The 15193-nt window shown below is 74.4% G+C and carries 12 protein-coding genes and 1 pseudogene; 6 read left to right on the top strand and 7 right to left on the bottom strand.

Annotation, left to right across the window (positions count from 1 at the left end):
* Positions 1-59: 59 nt before the first annotated feature.
* The 6 genes from PATMI_RS0106335 to PATMI_RS27905 all read right to left on the bottom strand — a co-directional run bounded on the left by PATMI_RS0106335 (position 60) and on the right by PATMI_RS27905 (position 8155).
* Positions 60-956, bottom strand: coding sequence for a MaoC family dehydratase (locus PATMI_RS0106335; RefSeq protein ID WP_026910270.1), 897 nt, complete (start codon positions 954-956; stop codon positions 60-62).
* Complete coding sequence (locus tag PATMI_RS0106330) at positions 953-2359, bottom strand: 3-oxoacyl-ACP reductase (RefSeq protein WP_026910269.1); 1407 nt, start codon at positions 2357-2359, stop codon at positions 953-955. The genes PATMI_RS0106335 and PATMI_RS0106330 overlap by 4 nt, the downstream gene beginning before the upstream one ends.
* A 165-nt stretch (positions 2360-2524) precedes the next feature.
* Complete coding sequence (locus PATMI_RS0106325) at positions 2525-3859, bottom strand: acetyl-CoA C-acetyltransferase (protein ID WP_425415943.1); 1335 nt, start codon at positions 3857-3859, stop codon at positions 2525-2527.
* 141 nt (positions 3860-4000) lie between these two features.
* Positions 4001-4861 (bottom strand): alpha/beta hydrolase family protein, encoded by an 861-nt coding sequence (locus tag PATMI_RS0106320; RefSeq protein WP_026910267.1) that lies wholly within the window; start codon positions 4859-4861, stop codon positions 4001-4003.
* A 129-nt stretch (positions 4862-4990) separates the two neighbouring features.
* Positions 4991-6193: a carboxypeptidase-like regulatory domain-containing protein gene (locus PATMI_RS0106315; protein WP_026910266.1), complete on the bottom strand. Its 1203-nt coding sequence runs from the start codon at positions 6191-6193 to the stop codon at positions 4991-4993.
* Positions 6194-6232: 39 nt separating this feature from the next.
* Positions 6233-8155, bottom strand: coding sequence for an ABC transporter ATP-binding protein (locus PATMI_RS27905; protein WP_084269732.1), 1923 nt, complete (start codon positions 8153-8155; stop codon positions 6233-6235).
* A gap of 137 nt (positions 8156-8292) precedes the next feature.
* Between PATMI_RS27905 and PATMI_RS27900 the strand changes: the two genes are divergently transcribed.
* The 3 genes from PATMI_RS27900 (at position 8293) to PATMI_RS0106295 (ending at position 9526) form a co-directional block, all read left to right on the top strand.
* On the top strand, positions 8293-8784 hold the full coding sequence (locus PATMI_RS27900; RefSeq protein ID WP_051471125.1) for a MarR family winged helix-turn-helix transcriptional regulator: 492 nt from the start codon (positions 8293-8295) through the stop codon (positions 8782-8784).
* 71 nt (positions 8785-8855) lie between these two features.
* Entirely contained in the window at positions 8856-9152 is a 297-nt protein-coding gene (locus tag PATMI_RS27895; protein ID WP_036725353.1) for a hypothetical protein, read from the top strand.
* Entirely contained in the window at positions 9149-9526 is a 378-nt protein-coding gene (locus tag PATMI_RS0106295) for a PIN domain-containing protein (RefSeq protein ID WP_026910265.1), read from the top strand. Before PATMI_RS27895 ends, PATMI_RS0106295 begins: the two co-directional genes overlap by 4 nt.
* Before the next feature lie 30 nt (positions 9527-9556).
* On the opposite strand, the gene PATMI_RS0106290 is transcribed toward PATMI_RS0106295, so the two are convergent.
* Complete coding sequence (locus PATMI_RS0106290; RefSeq protein ID WP_026910264.1) at positions 9557-10612, bottom strand: zinc-dependent alcohol dehydrogenase family protein; 1056 nt, start codon at positions 10610-10612, stop codon at positions 9557-9559.
* A gap of 134 nt (positions 10613-10746) precedes the next feature.
* On the opposite strand from PATMI_RS0106290, the gene PATMI_RS0106285 reads away from it, so the two are divergent.
* The 3 genes and pseudogenes from PATMI_RS0106285 to PATMI_RS37275 form a co-directional block, all read left to right on the top strand.
* Entirely contained in the window at positions 10747-12372 is a 1626-nt protein-coding gene (locus PATMI_RS0106285; RefSeq protein ID WP_026910263.1) for a DUF5715 family protein, read from the top strand.
* Positions 12373-12619: 247 nt separating this feature from the next.
* A complete protein-coding gene (locus tag PATMI_RS0106280; protein ID WP_026910262.1) occupies positions 12620-14242 on the top strand; it encodes a hypothetical protein in 1623 nt (540 codons plus the stop codon).
* Positions 14239-15193: pseudogene (locus tag PATMI_RS37275) on the top strand (hypothetical protein); the annotation flags it as partial. The gene PATMI_RS0106280 and the pseudogene PATMI_RS37275, both read left to right, overlap by 4 nt.

Here is a 15193-nt window from a genome sequence, read left to right as displayed (position 1 = left end):
CACCCGCGAGCGGGTGAACGGGGAGTCGCAGGCGGGACGGCCCGAGGGCCGTCCTCCGCTCAGCTCGGCGAGACGAGCCCGCGCAGGTGCGGGACCTGCTTCTTCGCGTCCTGCAGCGCGAAGCCGATCCGTCCGTCGTCGGCCTGCACGCTGCCGAACTCGACGGTGCCCGGCAGGAACACCGGCTTCTGGAACCGGACCTCGACCGCGTACGCGTCGGGCAGCAGGTCCTCGATCGCCGCGAGCGAGCGGGCCTTCGTCCACATGCCGTGGGCGATGTGGCGCGGGAACCCGAACGCCTTCGCCGTCAGCGGGTGCAGGTGGATCGGGTTGATGTCGCCGCCGATCCGGGCGAACCGCCGGCCCAGGTCCTCGGGGAGCTCCCACTGCGTGGTCTGCAGCGTCGCGAGGTCGACCGCGACCGCGTCGATCGGGTCGGGCGCGTCGTCCTTGGACCCGTCGCCCTTCCCGCGCTTGAAGAACGTCGACTCGCAGGTCCAGACGACCTCGGTCCCGACGGACAGCTCGGTCCGGACCACGAACGTGCGGCCCTTCGGGTGCGGCTGCAGCGGCGAGCCGTGCACCGACACCCGCAGCGCCTCGTCGGGCGCGATCGGGCGGTGGTGCACGATCCGGTTGCGCAGGTGCACCAAGCCGACGGCCGGGAACGGGAAGTCGCCCCCGGTCATCAGCGCCATGTGCAGCGGGAACGCCAGCGCGAAGCCGTAGGTCACCGGCAGGCGGTCCTGCTGGAGGAATCCCGTGACCTCGCGGTACGCCGCGAGGTTCTTCGCGTCGACGCGGACCTCGGGGACGACGAGGTCGACGTCCGGGATCTCCTTCGTGCTGCCGGCCACGAACGGCAGGCGCGACGCGAAGGGGAGCATCGGCAGCGCCGCGCGGCCGTACAGCGGCGCGGCCTTCGGGATCGACTTGAGCTCGCGCGTGACGGTCATGCGCCGATGAGGCTCTGGCCGCAGACGCGGACGACGTTGCCCTGCACCGCGCCGGAGCCGGCGGAGGCGTACCAGGCGATCGTCTCGGCGACGTCGATCGGCAGGCCACCCTGGCCGAGCGAGGACAGGCGCCGGCCGGCCTCGCGGATGCCGAGCGGGATCGCCGCGGTCATCTGCGTCTCGATGAACCCCGGGGCGACGGCGTTGATCGTGCCGCCCGCCGCGGCGATGTCGGCGGAGAACGCGTCGACGAGCCCGATGACGCCGGCCTTCGAGGTCGCGTAGTTCGTCTGGCCGTTGTTGCCGGCGATGCCCGCGATCGAGGCGACGCCGACGATCCGGCCGCCGCGGTTGAGGACCTTGCCCTTCAGCAGCGCGAGCGTGATCTTGTCCGGCGCGATCAGGTTGACCGCGATGACCTGGTCCCAGGTCTCGGGCTTCATGTTCGCCAGGCGCTTGTCGCGCGTGATGCCGGCGTTGTGGACGACGATGTCGACACCGCCGTGGTCGGCCTTCAGCTGCTTCGCGAGCTGCTCCGGCGCGTCGTCGGCGGTGACGTCGAGCGTGATCGCCGAGCCGCCGATGCGGTCGGTGACGGTCTTCAGGTCGGCGGCGAGCGGCTCGATGTCGAGGCCGACGACGTGCGCGCCGTCGCGGGCGAGCGTCTCGGCGATGGCCTCGCCGATGCCGCGCGAGGCGCCGGTGACGAGCGCGACCTTGCCGGCCAGCGGCTTCTCCCAGTCGATCTCCACCTTCGCGGTCTTGCCGGCGCCGACGCCGATGCGGACGACCTGGCCGGAGACGAAGGCCGACTTGGGCGAGAGGAAGAACCGCAGCGTCGACTCGATCTGGTCCTCGGCGCCCTCGGCGACGTAGATCAGGTTCGACGTCGCGCCCTTGCCGAGCTCCTTGCCGGCCGAGCGCGTGAAGCCCTCCAGCGCGCGCTGCGACACGCGGCCGCCGGCGGTCAGCGACTCCGGCGGGGTGCCCAGGACGAGCAGGCGGCCGGACGGGCGCAGCTTGCGCGCGACGGGCTGGAAGAACGCGTGCAGCGCCTGCAGCTCGTCGGGGTGCGCGATGCCCGTCGCGTCGAGGACGAGCGCCTGGAAGCGCTGGTCGCCCGCGGTCTCCGGGGCGTAGATCTTCGGCGTGAGGTCCAGCGCGCCGGCGGCGTCGCGCAGCGGGCCCTCGGCGGTCCAGACGTCGGCGTCGGCGCTCTTCAGCACCCCGGCGATCGCGGTCGCGAGGCGCCCGCCCTCCGCCTGGCCGACGAGGACGGCGCCGTCGACGGCCTTCTGGCCGGGGACGTAGCGCTTCAGGACGGGCGGCTGCGGCAGGCCGAGCCGGGGCGCGAGCTGCTTGCCCACGAAGGAGTTGGCGAACTTCAGGTACGTGTCGGACATGGGGGGTCTCCTTACGCGGCTTCGACGATGGCGGTGACGAAGGGCGGGTTCGGGGGTGCCATCAGGGGATCGGCGTGACGGACGGACATCAGGCTGCCTCGACGATCGCGGTGACGAAGGGCGGGTTCGGGGGTGCCATCAGGGGATCGGCGTGACGGACGGACATCAGGCTGCCTCGACGATCGCGGTGACGCCGATCCCGCCGGCGGCGCAGATCGAGATCAGCCCGCGGCCGGAGCCCTTCTCGGAGAGCTCCTTCGCGAGGCTGGCGACGATGCGGCCGCCGGTCGCGGCGAACGGGTGCGCCGCGGCGAGCGAGCCGCCGTTGACGTTCAGCTTGCTGCGGTCGATCGCGCCGAGCGGCGTGTCGCGGCCGAGCTTGACCTTGTTGAAGGTCGGGTCCTCCCACGCCTTCAGCGTCGAGAGGACCTGGGAGGCGAAGGCCTCGTGGATCTCGAAGAAGTCGAAGTCGGCGAACGTCAGGCCGTTGCGGTCCAGGAGCTTCGGCACGGCGTAGGCGGGGGCCATCAGGAGGCCCTCCTCGCCCTTGACGTACGAGACGCCCTCGGTCTGCGCGTCCACGAAGTACGCGAGGATCGGCAGGCCGTGCTCCTTCGCGTACTCCTCGGAGGCGAGCAGCACGGTCGACGCGCCGTCGGACAGCGGCGTCGAGTTCGCGGCGGTCATCGTGCCGTCGGGGCCGCCGAAGACGGGCTTCAGCTTGGCCAGCTTCTCGAGCGAGCTGTCGGGGCGCAGGTTGTTGTCGCGCTCGAGGCCCTGGAAGGGCGTGATCAGGTCGTCGAAGAAGCCGCGCTCGTAGGCGGCGGCGAGGTGCTGGTGCGACGCGACGGTCAGCTCGTCCTGCGCCTCGCGGGTGATGCCCCACTCCTTGCCGGTGATCGCCTGGTGCTCGCCCATCGAGAGGCCGGTGCGGGCCTCGCGGTTGGCGGGCACGTCGAGGCCGATGTCGCCCGGGCGGATCTTCAGGAGCGCCTTGACGCGGTCCGCGCCCGTCTTCGCCTGGTTGACGAGCATGAGCTTCTTGCGGAGCTTCTCGCTGATCGCGATCGGGGCGTCGGACGTCGTGTCCACGCCGCCGGCGATGCCCGACTCGATCTGCCCGAGGGCGATCTTGTTGGCGATGTAGATCGTCGCCTGCAGGCCGGTGCCGCACGCCTGCGTGATGTCGACGGCCGGGGTGCCGCGGTCGAGCTTCGAGCCGAGGACGACCTCGCGGGTCATGCTGAAGTCGCGGGCGTGCTTGAGGACGGCACCGGCGGCGACCTCGCCGAGCTTCTCGCCCTGGAGGTCGAAGCGCTCCACCAGGCCGTCGAGCGCGGCGGCGAGCATGTCGCTGTTGGACGCCGTGGCGTAGGCGCCGTTGGAACGGGCGAACGGGATGCGGTTGCCGCCGACGATGGCGACGCGGCGGGCGGTCTTGGCTTCGGGCATGCGGGGCTCCGGTGCGATTTCGTACCGTCGGTAGGACGGGAGGTGCATGAAGCGTAGCGGGACGCTGTCGACAGCCTGTCACAGAGGCGTTGCGGGGTCGGTGGCGTCCCGCGGATCGGGGCCGTCGGGCGGCCGGGCGACGTCCTCCGCGGACCCACCGGATGCCGACGGCCCCCGCCGGCGACCGCTTCAGCGACCGGCGGCGCGCGCCACGGAGTCCAGCAGCGCGTCGATCTTCGGGAACGTCGCGTCGAGCGCGTCGGCGTCGACGTTCGAGTGGGTCCAGAACTCGTCGCCCGGCGGCAGGATCGTGAGCGTCGTCCGCTGCTTGTGGACCCGGTAGAAGTTCGTGCCCTGGTTCGGCGGGACGTCGGTGTCGTTCGCCGCGACGGTGAGGAAGAGGCGGGCCTTGATCGCGTTCTCGAACCGGATCGGGCTGTACTTCTGCATCAGGCGGCCGGGGAACAGCCGGGCCAGGCTGTTGCGGTTGCCGGGCGACTCGCGGTAGAGCCGGGCGAGGTCCGTCGGCGGCGCGTTGGCGATCACGCAGCGCATCGCGGGCCTGCGGGCGGCGAGCATCAGCGCGACGTTGCCGCCGCTGGACGCCCCGATCGCGCAGAACGGGACCTTCGGGCCGAACCGCCTGCGGTTGCGGTCGTAGGCCGCGACGGCGTCCTCGATGCCGGCCGGACCGCTGTGCATCGAGATCGTGTACGCGGCCCAGCCCTGCTTCTGGTACCCGGTGCCCCAGGCGGCCGCCTCCTTGATCGAGGCGTTCGTGCTCGGCCCCCATCCGCCGCCGTGGATGACGAACAGGAGGCCGCGGGGCCTGCTGCGCGGGGCGACCGCGGTGGGGTACGCGAGGCGGGACTTCGGGATGCGCTCGGCGGCGCGGGTCGCGGCGACCGCGTCGGTGGTCGCGGCGGCGGCGGGTGCGGCGGCCTCGGCCGGCGGGACCCCCGAGTCGGCGACGTCGATCTCGTCGCCCCCGCACGCCGTCAACGGCAGCGCGAGCGCGGAGCAGGCGGCGAGGATCGCGAGGCGACGCACGGCCCGATTGTCGCAGAGGTCCCGCGCACGCCGCGGAGGTCGTTGCGCGGAGGACGATCCTCCTGCACTCCCGCCGTGCGGTGGCGGCGGCCCGTCCGCGGCGGCCGATCCGTCGTGCCGCCGGCCCGGTCAGCGGGCGGACCGCAGGCGTCCCGCAGCCGCGGTGACGGCCACGCCGCCGGTCGGCGCCCACACGAGCACGACGGACGCCGCACCGCGCCGGGTCGCCCGGCGACCGGCACCCGTCAGGCGGAGGCGGACGGTGCGCGTGCCCGGGCGGACGGTGCCACGGGCCAGCGTCGTCCGGGCCGTCGCGGCGCTGCGCGTCGCCGACCGGGCGACGAGGCTCACCCGGCCGGCGCACCGCGCGCCCGCCGGGCAGCGGACGCGCACCGACAGGACGCCTCGGCGCGACGCCCGGAAGCCGCTGGAGAACCGCGGGGTCGCCTGCGCCTTCGCCGCCGGCACGCCCGGCGTCGCGGCCGCGACGGAGGTCTTCCACGGCGTCTCCGCGATCTTCGAGGGCGGCAGCGGGTCGCGCCCGGTCAGGCCCCACTCCCGCATCGAGGTGGAGAGAGCGATCATGAACTGCATGCTCGTGGCGCTGTCGTCCCCGAGCACGACGGTCCCGAGGTGCGGGCACGGCGTGGCGGCGGGGTCGGCACCGGGCGCCCACCCGTCGACGCCCGCGACGACGTCGCCGTCGATGCCGGTGCAGCTGTACCGGGGCGTCGGGACCACGCTGTCGAAGGTGCCCTGGGCCAGGCCGCCGTCCCAGATCGGCGTCCCGCGGTAGTCCGGACGGTCCTTCCCCGGCGTCGGCGCGACGCCGTAGGGGAGCCGCGGGTCCGCGTAGGTCACGTCGTAGCTGCCGTCGGGCACGCGCAGCCGGTAGCGCCCGAGGACGTCGGTCGTCGTCGAGTACCGCCAGCCCGTCTGCAGGTTCAGGTAGGTGACCGTCACGCCCCCGGCCTGCCCCTCGCGCGTCGCCCACCAGTGCAGGAGCCCGTAGGCGACGCCGGGCGCGGTGTACCGCCAGCCGAGCTGCTGCGGGACCGGTCCGGCGGTGCTCGGCACGAAGTCCGCGGTCGGCGGCGCGACCACGGTGTCGGTCGGCAGCACCATCCCGTCCTGCGGGTACGGCTCGCGGGTGTCCGCCGGGTGGCCGTCCCACGCGGCGAGCGGCCCGGGCTCGGCGAGCGCGGACGCCGGCACGGCCAGGCCGAGGGTCGCCAGGCCGGCGAGGAGGAGGACCCGCATCCGCGGAGCCGTGACGAGGAACCGCCGCCGGCGGCCGTGGGGACGGGGTGGGGCGACCGGGACGTCACGCATACCCGTCCCATCGACCGGCCGGCAGCGCTCCTTGAGACCTCAGGCCGGGAGCGTCTGCCCCTCGCGGTCGCGCTCGACGAGCGCCGCGTAGTGTCCGCCTGCCGCGAGCAGGTCGTCGTGGGTGCCCTGCTCGACGATCCGGCCGCGGTCGAGGACGACGATCCGGTCGGCGTCGCGGACGGTCGAGAGGCGGTGCGCGATCGCGATCGTGGTGCGGTTCTCCGACAGGCGCTCCAGGGCCTCCTGCACCGCGTGCTCCGTGCGGGTGTCCAGCGCGCTCGTCGCCTCGTCGAGGATCAGCACCGGCGGGTTGCGGAGCATCGCCCGCGCGATCGCCAGGCGCTGCTTCTCGCCGCCGGAGAACCGGTACCCGCGCTCTCCGACGACGGTGTCGTAGCCGTCGGGCAGCCGGTCGATCAGGTCGTGGATCTGGGCGGCGCGGGCGGCGTCCTCGAGCTCCTGGTCCGTCGCGTCGGGCTTCGCGAAGCGCAGGTTCTCGGCGATCGAGCTGTGCAGCAGGTACGTCTCCTGCGCGACGACGCCGACGAGGCCGGCGCGGTCGTCGAGCGAGAGGTCGCGAACGTCGACGCCGTCGATCGTGACGCGGCCCTCCCCCACGTCGTACATGCGGGCGACGAGGTAGCCGAGCGTCGTCTTGCCCGACCCGGTCTCCCCGACGATCGCCAGCGTGCCGCCGGCGGGGACGGTCAGGTCGACGTCGTCCAGGGTCTTCCCGGAGCGCTCGTCGTAGGAGAACGAGACGTGCTCGAAGGCGACCTCGCCGCGGGCCGTCCTCGGGTCCAGGCGGACGGGCTTCTCCGGGTCGACCACGTCGATCGGGGTGTCGAGGTACTCGAAGACGCGGGTGAAGAGCGCCAGCGAGGTCTGGATCTCGACGCCCAGGCGCAGCAGCGTGACCATCGGCATGAGGAGCCGGGTCTGCAGCGTCGTGAACGCGACCAGGGTGCCGATCGTGACGAACGACCCGCCGTGCGCCGAGGTGTAGCCGGCGATCCAGTAGACGAGCGCCGGCATGGTGGCGAACGCGATCTGGACCGTCGACATGCGCCAGCGGCCGGCCATCGCGGAGCGGACCTCGAGGTCGGCGACGGTGTCGGACGACCCGGCGAAGCGCTTCACGAGGTCGCCGGAGCGCCCCATCGTGCGGGTCAGGACGATGCCCGAGATCGAGAGGGACTCCTCGACGATCGCCGACATGTCGGCCAGCCGCTTCTGGCGCTGGGTGACGATGCGGCGGCGGGCCTTGCCGACGGTGCGGCTGAGCCAGACGAAGAACGGGACGACGATCAGCGTGGCCAGCGCCAGGCGCCAGTCGAGGAAGATCATCGCCGTCAGCGTCGCGGCGACCGTCGTGAAGGACGAGACGAAGCTGGTCACCGTCGAGGTCACGACGCCCTGCATGCCGCCGATGTCGTTGGCGATGCGGGACTGGACCTCGCCGCTGCGCGTCTTCGTGAAGAACGCGAGCGACATCTTCTGCAGGTGGTCGTAGACCGACGTGCGCAGGTCGTGCATGACCCGCTGGCCGATCGTGTTGCTGAGCCACGTCTGGCCGACGTCGAGGACGGCGCCGACCATCGCCGCGCCGATCATCCCGGCGACGAGGATCGTCAGGAGGCTCGTGTCGCGGTCCGGCAGCGCGTGGTCGACGACGTCACGCAGCAGGAACGGCTGCGCCAGGCCGAGGACCGCGGAAAGGGCGATCAGGCCGGCGACCGCTCCGACGCGCTTCCGGTACGGACGGAACAGGCGGACGATCCGCTTGAGGTCGAGGGCGTCGCCGGTGCCGCGGCGAGGACGGTGGTCGTCGTCGCCCGGCCGGTCGCCGCCGGTGCCCCCGGTCGGAGGGACGGGAGGGCGGGGAGGGCCGGTCGTCGGACCGGACTCGATCTCGACGACCTGTGGGGAGGTGGTGGGGGTGCTCGGTGTGGTGCGGGACATCGCGATCGACTCCTTCGTCGCGGGGGGCTCGTCATCGGGGCGGCCCTGGCGTCTTTGTGAGGTGTGCTCAGCACTTTATCAGATGCGGAGGTAGACTCACAATGTGTTGACCACAGCATCGGTGGTAGGCTTCCCTCATGGCTGATCCCGCGACCGCTGCCGGCCCCCGCGCCGACGACGGGGTCCCGGACACCGCAGAGCCCCCGCCGCTCGGCGAGCTGATCGGCCGCGCGGCCCGCGCGATCCACTTCCAGTCACGGCAGCTCCTGGCCCCGCTGGGCCTGACCCCCGCCGCGGCGCGCGCCCTGCGCACCCTCGGGTACCCCGATCGCCCGATGCGGATGGTCGACCTCGCCGAGCGGATGCACGTCGTCCCGCGGACCGTGACGACGCTCGTCGACACGCTGGAGGAGGCCGGTCTCGTCGAGCGACGGCCGGACCCGAACGACCGCCGGTCGACGCTGGTCCACCTCACCGACCGGGGCCGTGGCCGCCTGGACGACATGCTCGAGGCCCGCCGGACGGCGGCCGGGGAGCTGCTCTCCGCGCTGACGCCGGACGAGCAGCTCCAGATGCGGCGGCTGCTCGCGAAGCTCGACCTCGAGGGCTCGCGGCCGCCGCGCTGCTGAACCCGGGCCCTCCGGCGCGGACCCTCGACCCCGATCTTGCCACGATCGTATGAGGATCGTAGGATGAGGCCATGAGCACGAAGCGCCGTCTGTCGGTGTCGGTCGACGCGGAGGTCGCCGACGCCGGCCAGCGGGCGGTCGACGCCGGGAGCGCGCCGACCCTGAGCGCGTGGGTGAACGACGCGCTGCACGCCCGGGCGGCCCGTGACCGCAGACTGCTCGCGCTCGACGAGTTCCTCGACGACTACGAGCGCGAGTTCGGCGCGTTCGACGACGCCGAGCTCGCTGCGATCGAGCGTCGCGCGCAGGCCGGCGCCGCGGTCGTGCGCGGTCGGGCGCCCGGGTCCTCCAGCGGGACCGCGGCGTGAGGCTCGTCCTGGACGCGGGCGCGCTGATCGCCATCGAACGCGGCGATCGCGACGTCGTCGGCCGCCTCCGCCTCGCACGCCTGCGCGACGACGACGTCGTGACCCACGGCGGGGTCGTGGGACAGGTCTGGCGGGGCGGCGCACGGCAGGCCCGGCTCGCCCGGGCTCTCCGCGGGGTCGAGGTCGTCGGCCTCGACGAACCCCTGGGCCGACGCGCGGGCGCGCTCCTCGCGGTCACCGGGGGACGCGACGTGGTGGACGGCGCCGTCGCCGCGCTGGCCGGGGACGGCGACGTGATCCTCACGAGCGACCCAGACGACCTGCTGCCGCTGGTCGTCGCGAGCGGCGCGCACGCGGAGCTGCACCGTCCGTGACCCGCGGGGCCGACGCCCCGCTCGTCGGGGCTACGGCCGCAGCAGCGACTTGATCGCCGTGCGCTCGTCCATCGCCACGTAGGCGTCGGCGACGTCGGCGAGCGCGAACTCGCGGTCGAAGACCTTCCCCGGCTCGATGGTGCCGTCGAGGACGTCGGTGAGCAGCTCCGGGATGTAGGCGCGGGCCGGGGCGACCCCGCCGGCGATCCCGATGTTGTTGCCGAACATGCGCTGGAGCGAGGCGCCGCCGTCGCCGTGGGGCACGCCGACGAAGCCGACCATGCCGCCCGGCCGGGCGGACGCGAGGGCCTGGACCATCGACTCCTCCGTGCCGACGCACTCGAGGACCGCGTCGGCCCCGAGCCCGCCGAGCAGCTCCTTGAGCTCCTTGGCGCCGTCCTTGCCGCGGGCCTCGATCACGTCGGTCGCCCCGAACTCGCGGGCGATCGCCTGGCGGTCGGCGTGCCGGGAGAACGCGACGATCCGCTCCGCGCCGAGGCGGCGGGCGGCGAGGACGCCGGAGAGCCCGACGGCGCCGTCACCGACGACCGCGACGGTCGAACCCGCCTCCACGCGGGCCGCGATCGCGGCGTGGTGCCCGGTCGCCATGACGTCGGAGAGCGTCAGGAGGCTCGGGATCAGCGCGGCGTCGGGGACCTCGTCCGTGGCGACGAGCGTGCCGTCCGCGAACGGGATCGTCGTGTACTCGGCCTGGCAGCCGTCGACCGGCCGACCGGTGCTCCGCGAGGGCCCGGCCCCGAACACGCCGCCGGCGCGGCAGGACGTCTGGATCCCGTTCCGGCAGTGGACGCACGAGCCGTCGCTGTAGACGAACGGGGCGATCACGAACTGGCCCGGCCGGACCGTCGTCACGTCGGCGCCGACCTCCTCGACGATGCCGACGAGCTCGTGCCCGATGCGGGTCGGCTCGTCGGTCGGCTTGACCCCGCGATAGGGCCACAGGTCCGACCCGCAGACGCAGGCGGCGACGACCTTCACGATCGCGTCGGTCGGCTCGAGGATCGTCGCGTCGGGCACCTGCTCGAGGCGGATGTCGCGGGCTCCGTGGATCAGCGTGGCCTGCATCGGGGACGTCCTTCCGTGGCGCGGGCGCCCGGACCGGCACCCGCTCGTTGCCCTGGAAACTACCGGGCGAAGGTTGCGCGGTACAGGCGTCGGGCCGGAGCATCGGTCACGAGGGTCGTGCGACGATGCGCCGCGTGCCCGACCGCCTCCCCCGGCCCGCCCGGACACGATCCTCCCCGCGCAGGCGCCCGGCCGGTCCGGCCGGGTCGTCCGGCCCTGCGCGCCGGCGCCGCCCCCGGCCGCACGGCGTCTCCGGCGGTGTCCGCCGCGACCCGCCGTGGCTCGTCATCGCGGGCATCCTCGCCGTCCTCCTGGCGCTCGTCCTCCTGATCTCGTCGTGCGGCGGGAACGGCGACGACGCCGAGAAGCGGGCCGTGGTCCCCGCCGACCCGGGCTCGACGTCGCCGCTCGGCCGCACCGCGCTGAGGATCCTGCGCGCCGACCCCGAGAAGCAGGAGGCCGACCTGACCCGCCGCGCGGAGGCCGGCTTCGCGAACCCGCTGTACCGGCTCGTGCCCGGGGGTGCGGTCGCGTCGGCGCAGCGCGTCGCGGCGTTCCGGCCGTTGATCGAGAAGGTCGCGAAGGACACCGACGAGGACCCGGACGTCCTCGAGGGGATCGTCTACCTGGAGAGCGCCGGGCGGCCCGAGGTCCTCGCGTCGGGCGACATCGCCGGCGCCGCCGGGCTGACGCAGATCGTCGCGGGCACCGGGACCCAGCTGCTCGGGATGAAGGTCGACCTCGCCCGCTCGAAGGCGCTGACCGGGAGGATCGCGCGGGAGACGCGGCGGAACCGCACGACGGAGGCCGACCGCCTGCGGGCCGCCCGCGCACGGATCGACGAGCGGTTCGACCCCGAGAAGTCGCTGCGGGCGACCGCGAAGTACCTGGACTTCGCCCGCGGGAAGCTCGACGACCGCGACGACCTGGCGGTCGCCAGCTACCACATGGGCGTCGGCAACCTGCAGAACCTGATGACCGCCGTCGGGCAGGGGACGACGTCGTACGCGCGGATGTACTTCTCGATCGACCCGCGGCGGACGCCCGACGCGATGGCGCAGGCGCTGAAGCTCTCCGACGACTCCACGACCTACCTGTGGCGGGTCGGTGCGGCCGAGCGGATCATGAAGCTCTACCGCGACGATCGGCCCGCACTGGTCCGTGAGAACGAGCTGCAGAACCGCAAGGCGTCCAGCGAGGACGTCCTGCACCCGGTGGAGTCCACGACGACGTTCGACGACCCCTCCGACCTGGCGGACGCCGAGCGCTCGGGCGCGGTCGAGGGGCTGCCGCGCGCGGCCATGAAGGCCAACGGGATGGCGATCGACCCGGCGATGGGCGAGCTCGCGCCACGGCTGAAGCAGAACAAGCGCCGCTACCGCGCCCTGCGGCCCGGGGCCCTCGCGGGCCTGCTGACGATCGGCGCGGCCGTGAAGGCGCTGAACGGCGACGCGAAGCCGGCGACGAAGCTCGTGGTCACCAGCTCGGTGCGCGACAAGGACTACCAGGCGATGCTCGGCGCGGAGAACGTCCAGGCCACGAAGGCGCTGTCGCAGCACACGACGGGCTGGGCGATGGACATCTCGCGGTCCTACCCGAAGGGCGACACCGCCCAGCTGTTCCAGTGGACCCTGAGCCGGCTGCAGGCGCTGGACCTGATCGCGTGGGTCCGCGAGCCGACGGCGATCCACCTGACCTTCTCCAGCGCCGCGACGAAGGAGCTCGCCCCGGTGCTGCGGCAGGCGGGGCTGGCGAAGTAGCCGGCGGGGAACGCGAAGTGGCTCGTGCGTCGCCGCGGTCGGTGGCGCGGCGACGCACGGGGACGGGACGGCTTCGCGCACACAACGCTGGCCGCGCAGGAACGGTATCCCGGTCCGTGCGGGGCGTTCTCGCCTCTCTCGCCCCACGCCGGGGGCCGTGCGCCGCCGCCCCGCGCCCCGGTCCGAGCAGGCGACCACGACGAGAACCGTCCCCGGAGGACCGCCCGCGGCCGTACCATGGCGCGTCGTGACGTTCGCACCATCTCGTCTCACCGCTCCCGCGCGCGCGGGAGCGCTGCTTTCCCTGCTCGCGCTGCTCGTGCTGGTCCCCGGCGCGCTGCTCGCCGTGCCGGCGTCCGCCGCGCCCTACACGGTCTGGTCCTGCCAGGGACCGTCCGGCGAGCCGCAGCCCGGCACCGCCTGGGTCGCGGGCGCCACCGGCCCCGGGGCGTCGGCGTCCAGCGACTGCGCCGGGGGGATGCGGGCGGAGGTCCCCGCCGGCCAGGGCAACGCGCGGGCGGCGGGCACGCTCACCTTCACCGCGCCCCCCGGGACCCGGATCACGGAGTACGAGCTCGCGCGCACGCTGCGGGCCACCGTCGGCGGCCTGTTCGCGTCGGGCTACGCGGCCTCGGTGTCGTCGGTCGACGCGGCCGGCACGCTCGGGCCGGCGTGCTCCGGGGGCGGGCCGTTCGCGTCGACGTGCACCGTGGGGGACCCGGCGGTGCCGCTGACCGGCACCGGGACCTCGTTCGGCGGCATCGTCCTGTCCGCCGGGTGCGCGCAGGACGCGTGCCCGAGCGCCACCCCGTCCGCGCAGGCGACGCTCGCGCGCTCGCGGGTCGTCCTCGAGGACATGCAGGTCCCGACGTCGGGGTCCGTCGGCGGCACGATCAAGGACGACGACCGCGTCGCGCGGTCCGTGGTCGTCACCGGCTCGGACGTCGGCGGCGGGGTGCAGGCGATCACCGGCAACGTCGACGGCGGGCGCTCCGCCGTGGTCCAGGGCGGCGGGACCTGCCAGGCCCCGTTCGTGCTGGCACAGCCGTGCCCCGGGTCCCGCTCGACGACGTTCGGCGTCGACACCGGCCCGCTGCGCCGTGGCGACCACGTCGTCAGCGGGACGGTCGTCGACGCCGCCGGCAACACGTCCGCGTGGGGTCCCGTCCCGTTCGTCGTCGCCAAGGACGGCAGTCGCGATCCGGGTCCCGCCCCCGCCGGATCGGTCGCGATCCCCGTCTCCTCGTCCGACACGCCCCCGGGTGCGACGGCCCGCCTGAGCTTCCAGGGCGCGACGACGAAGGACGGACGCCGGCAGCCGAAGGGGTACCTGCGGACCCTCGGTGGCGCGCCGCTGGCCGGCGTCACGGTCCGGCTCTCGCGGACGCAGACCGGGGCGGCCACGCCGAAGACCGTCACCCTGCCCCCGGTGCGGTCCGGGCGCGACGGGCGCTTCGCCGCACCGACGCTCCCCGAGGGCGCGTGGACCGTGGCCGGCGCCGCCGACGTCTCCAGCGGCACCGTCACCGGCAGCATCCGCCTGCGCACGGGCCTCCGGATCAGCGCCTCGCCCTCGCCGACCCGTCTGCGGACCGGCGGCCTGATGGTGCTGTCCGGTCGTCTCCGTGGCGCGGGGCCCGCCAAGGCCGGGGTCCGCGTCCGGATCCAGACGATCGTGAAGGGCAGGTACGTCACGGTCGCGGCCGTCCGCACGACGGCGAGCGGCCGGTGGCAGTGGCGTCATCGCTTCACGAAGGTGACCCGACCGACCCTGTTCTCGTTCCGCGCCCAGGTCCCCGGCGAGGGCGACTCCTGGCCCTGGAAGCCCGTGGTCCGCCGCGCCGAGTCCGTGCTGGTGAATCCCCGGTGAGCCCGTCGATCCCGCGCAACGAGCGTCCGCGGCCGAGGCGGCCGAGGCCGGGGGACGACGCGGCCGATCCGCAGGCACGGGCGGAGGCCGAGCGGAAGGCGGCCGCGGAGCGCGAGGCCGAGGCGGCCCGCAAGGCCGAGGCCGCCCGCGAGCGCCGTGAGGCCGCCGAGCGCGCGAAGGCGGAGAAGGCCCGGGAGAAGGAGGCTCGCCGCATCGCCGCTCGGGACGCGAAGGCCGCGAAGGCCCGCGCCGACCGCGAGCGGAAGGCCGAGCAGGACCGCGAGAAGGCCGCGCGAGCCGAGGCGGACCGCAGGCGGAAGGCGGAGGAGGACGCCGCGGCGCGGGTCGAGAGGGCCGAGGCCGAACGGGCGCGGGTCGCGCAGGCCGGGGCCGACCGCGAGCGGAAGACCGCGGAGGACGCCGCGGCGCGGGCGAAGCGGGCCGAGCAGGACCGGGAACGGGCCGCGCAGGCCGAGATCGAGCGCAAGCGGAAGGCCGAGGCGGACGCGGCGGCGCAGGCGAAGGCGGCCGAACAGGACCGGGAGCGCGCCGCGCAGGCAGAGGCCGAGCGCAAGCGGAAGGCCGAGGCGGACGCGGCGGCGCGGGCGGAGCAGGCCGAGGTCGACCGCCGGACGGCCGACCCGGACCGGGCGGGCGCTCGCGGCGCCCGGGCGGAGCAGGCCGGGACGGACCGGGAGCCCGACGACGGAGCCCCGCCCGAGCGGGACGCGTCGACCGGCGCCGACCGGACCCCGTCGGGAGCCGTGCCGCTCCGCCGCATGGGTCCGGCACCCGGACCCGGCGCACGCCGCACCACGCGTCCGCGCCTGGCGGCCCTGAACCGCCTGATCGAGCGCTCCGCCTCCGGTCGCGCGGGCGGGGTCATGCCCGGCACCGGGACCGGCGGCCCGCCGCTCACCACCCCGCCGGCGATGCCGGGGGCCGCCGGAG

Origin of the sequence: Patulibacter minatonensis DSM 18081, assembly GCF_000519325.1 — a bacterium.
GTDB lineage: Bacteria > Actinomycetota > Thermoleophilia > Solirubrobacterales > Solirubrobacteraceae > Patulibacter > Patulibacter minatonensis.
Note: the sequence above shows the minus strand (reverse complement) of the source record. Positions and strands in the feature narration are given on the sequence as shown.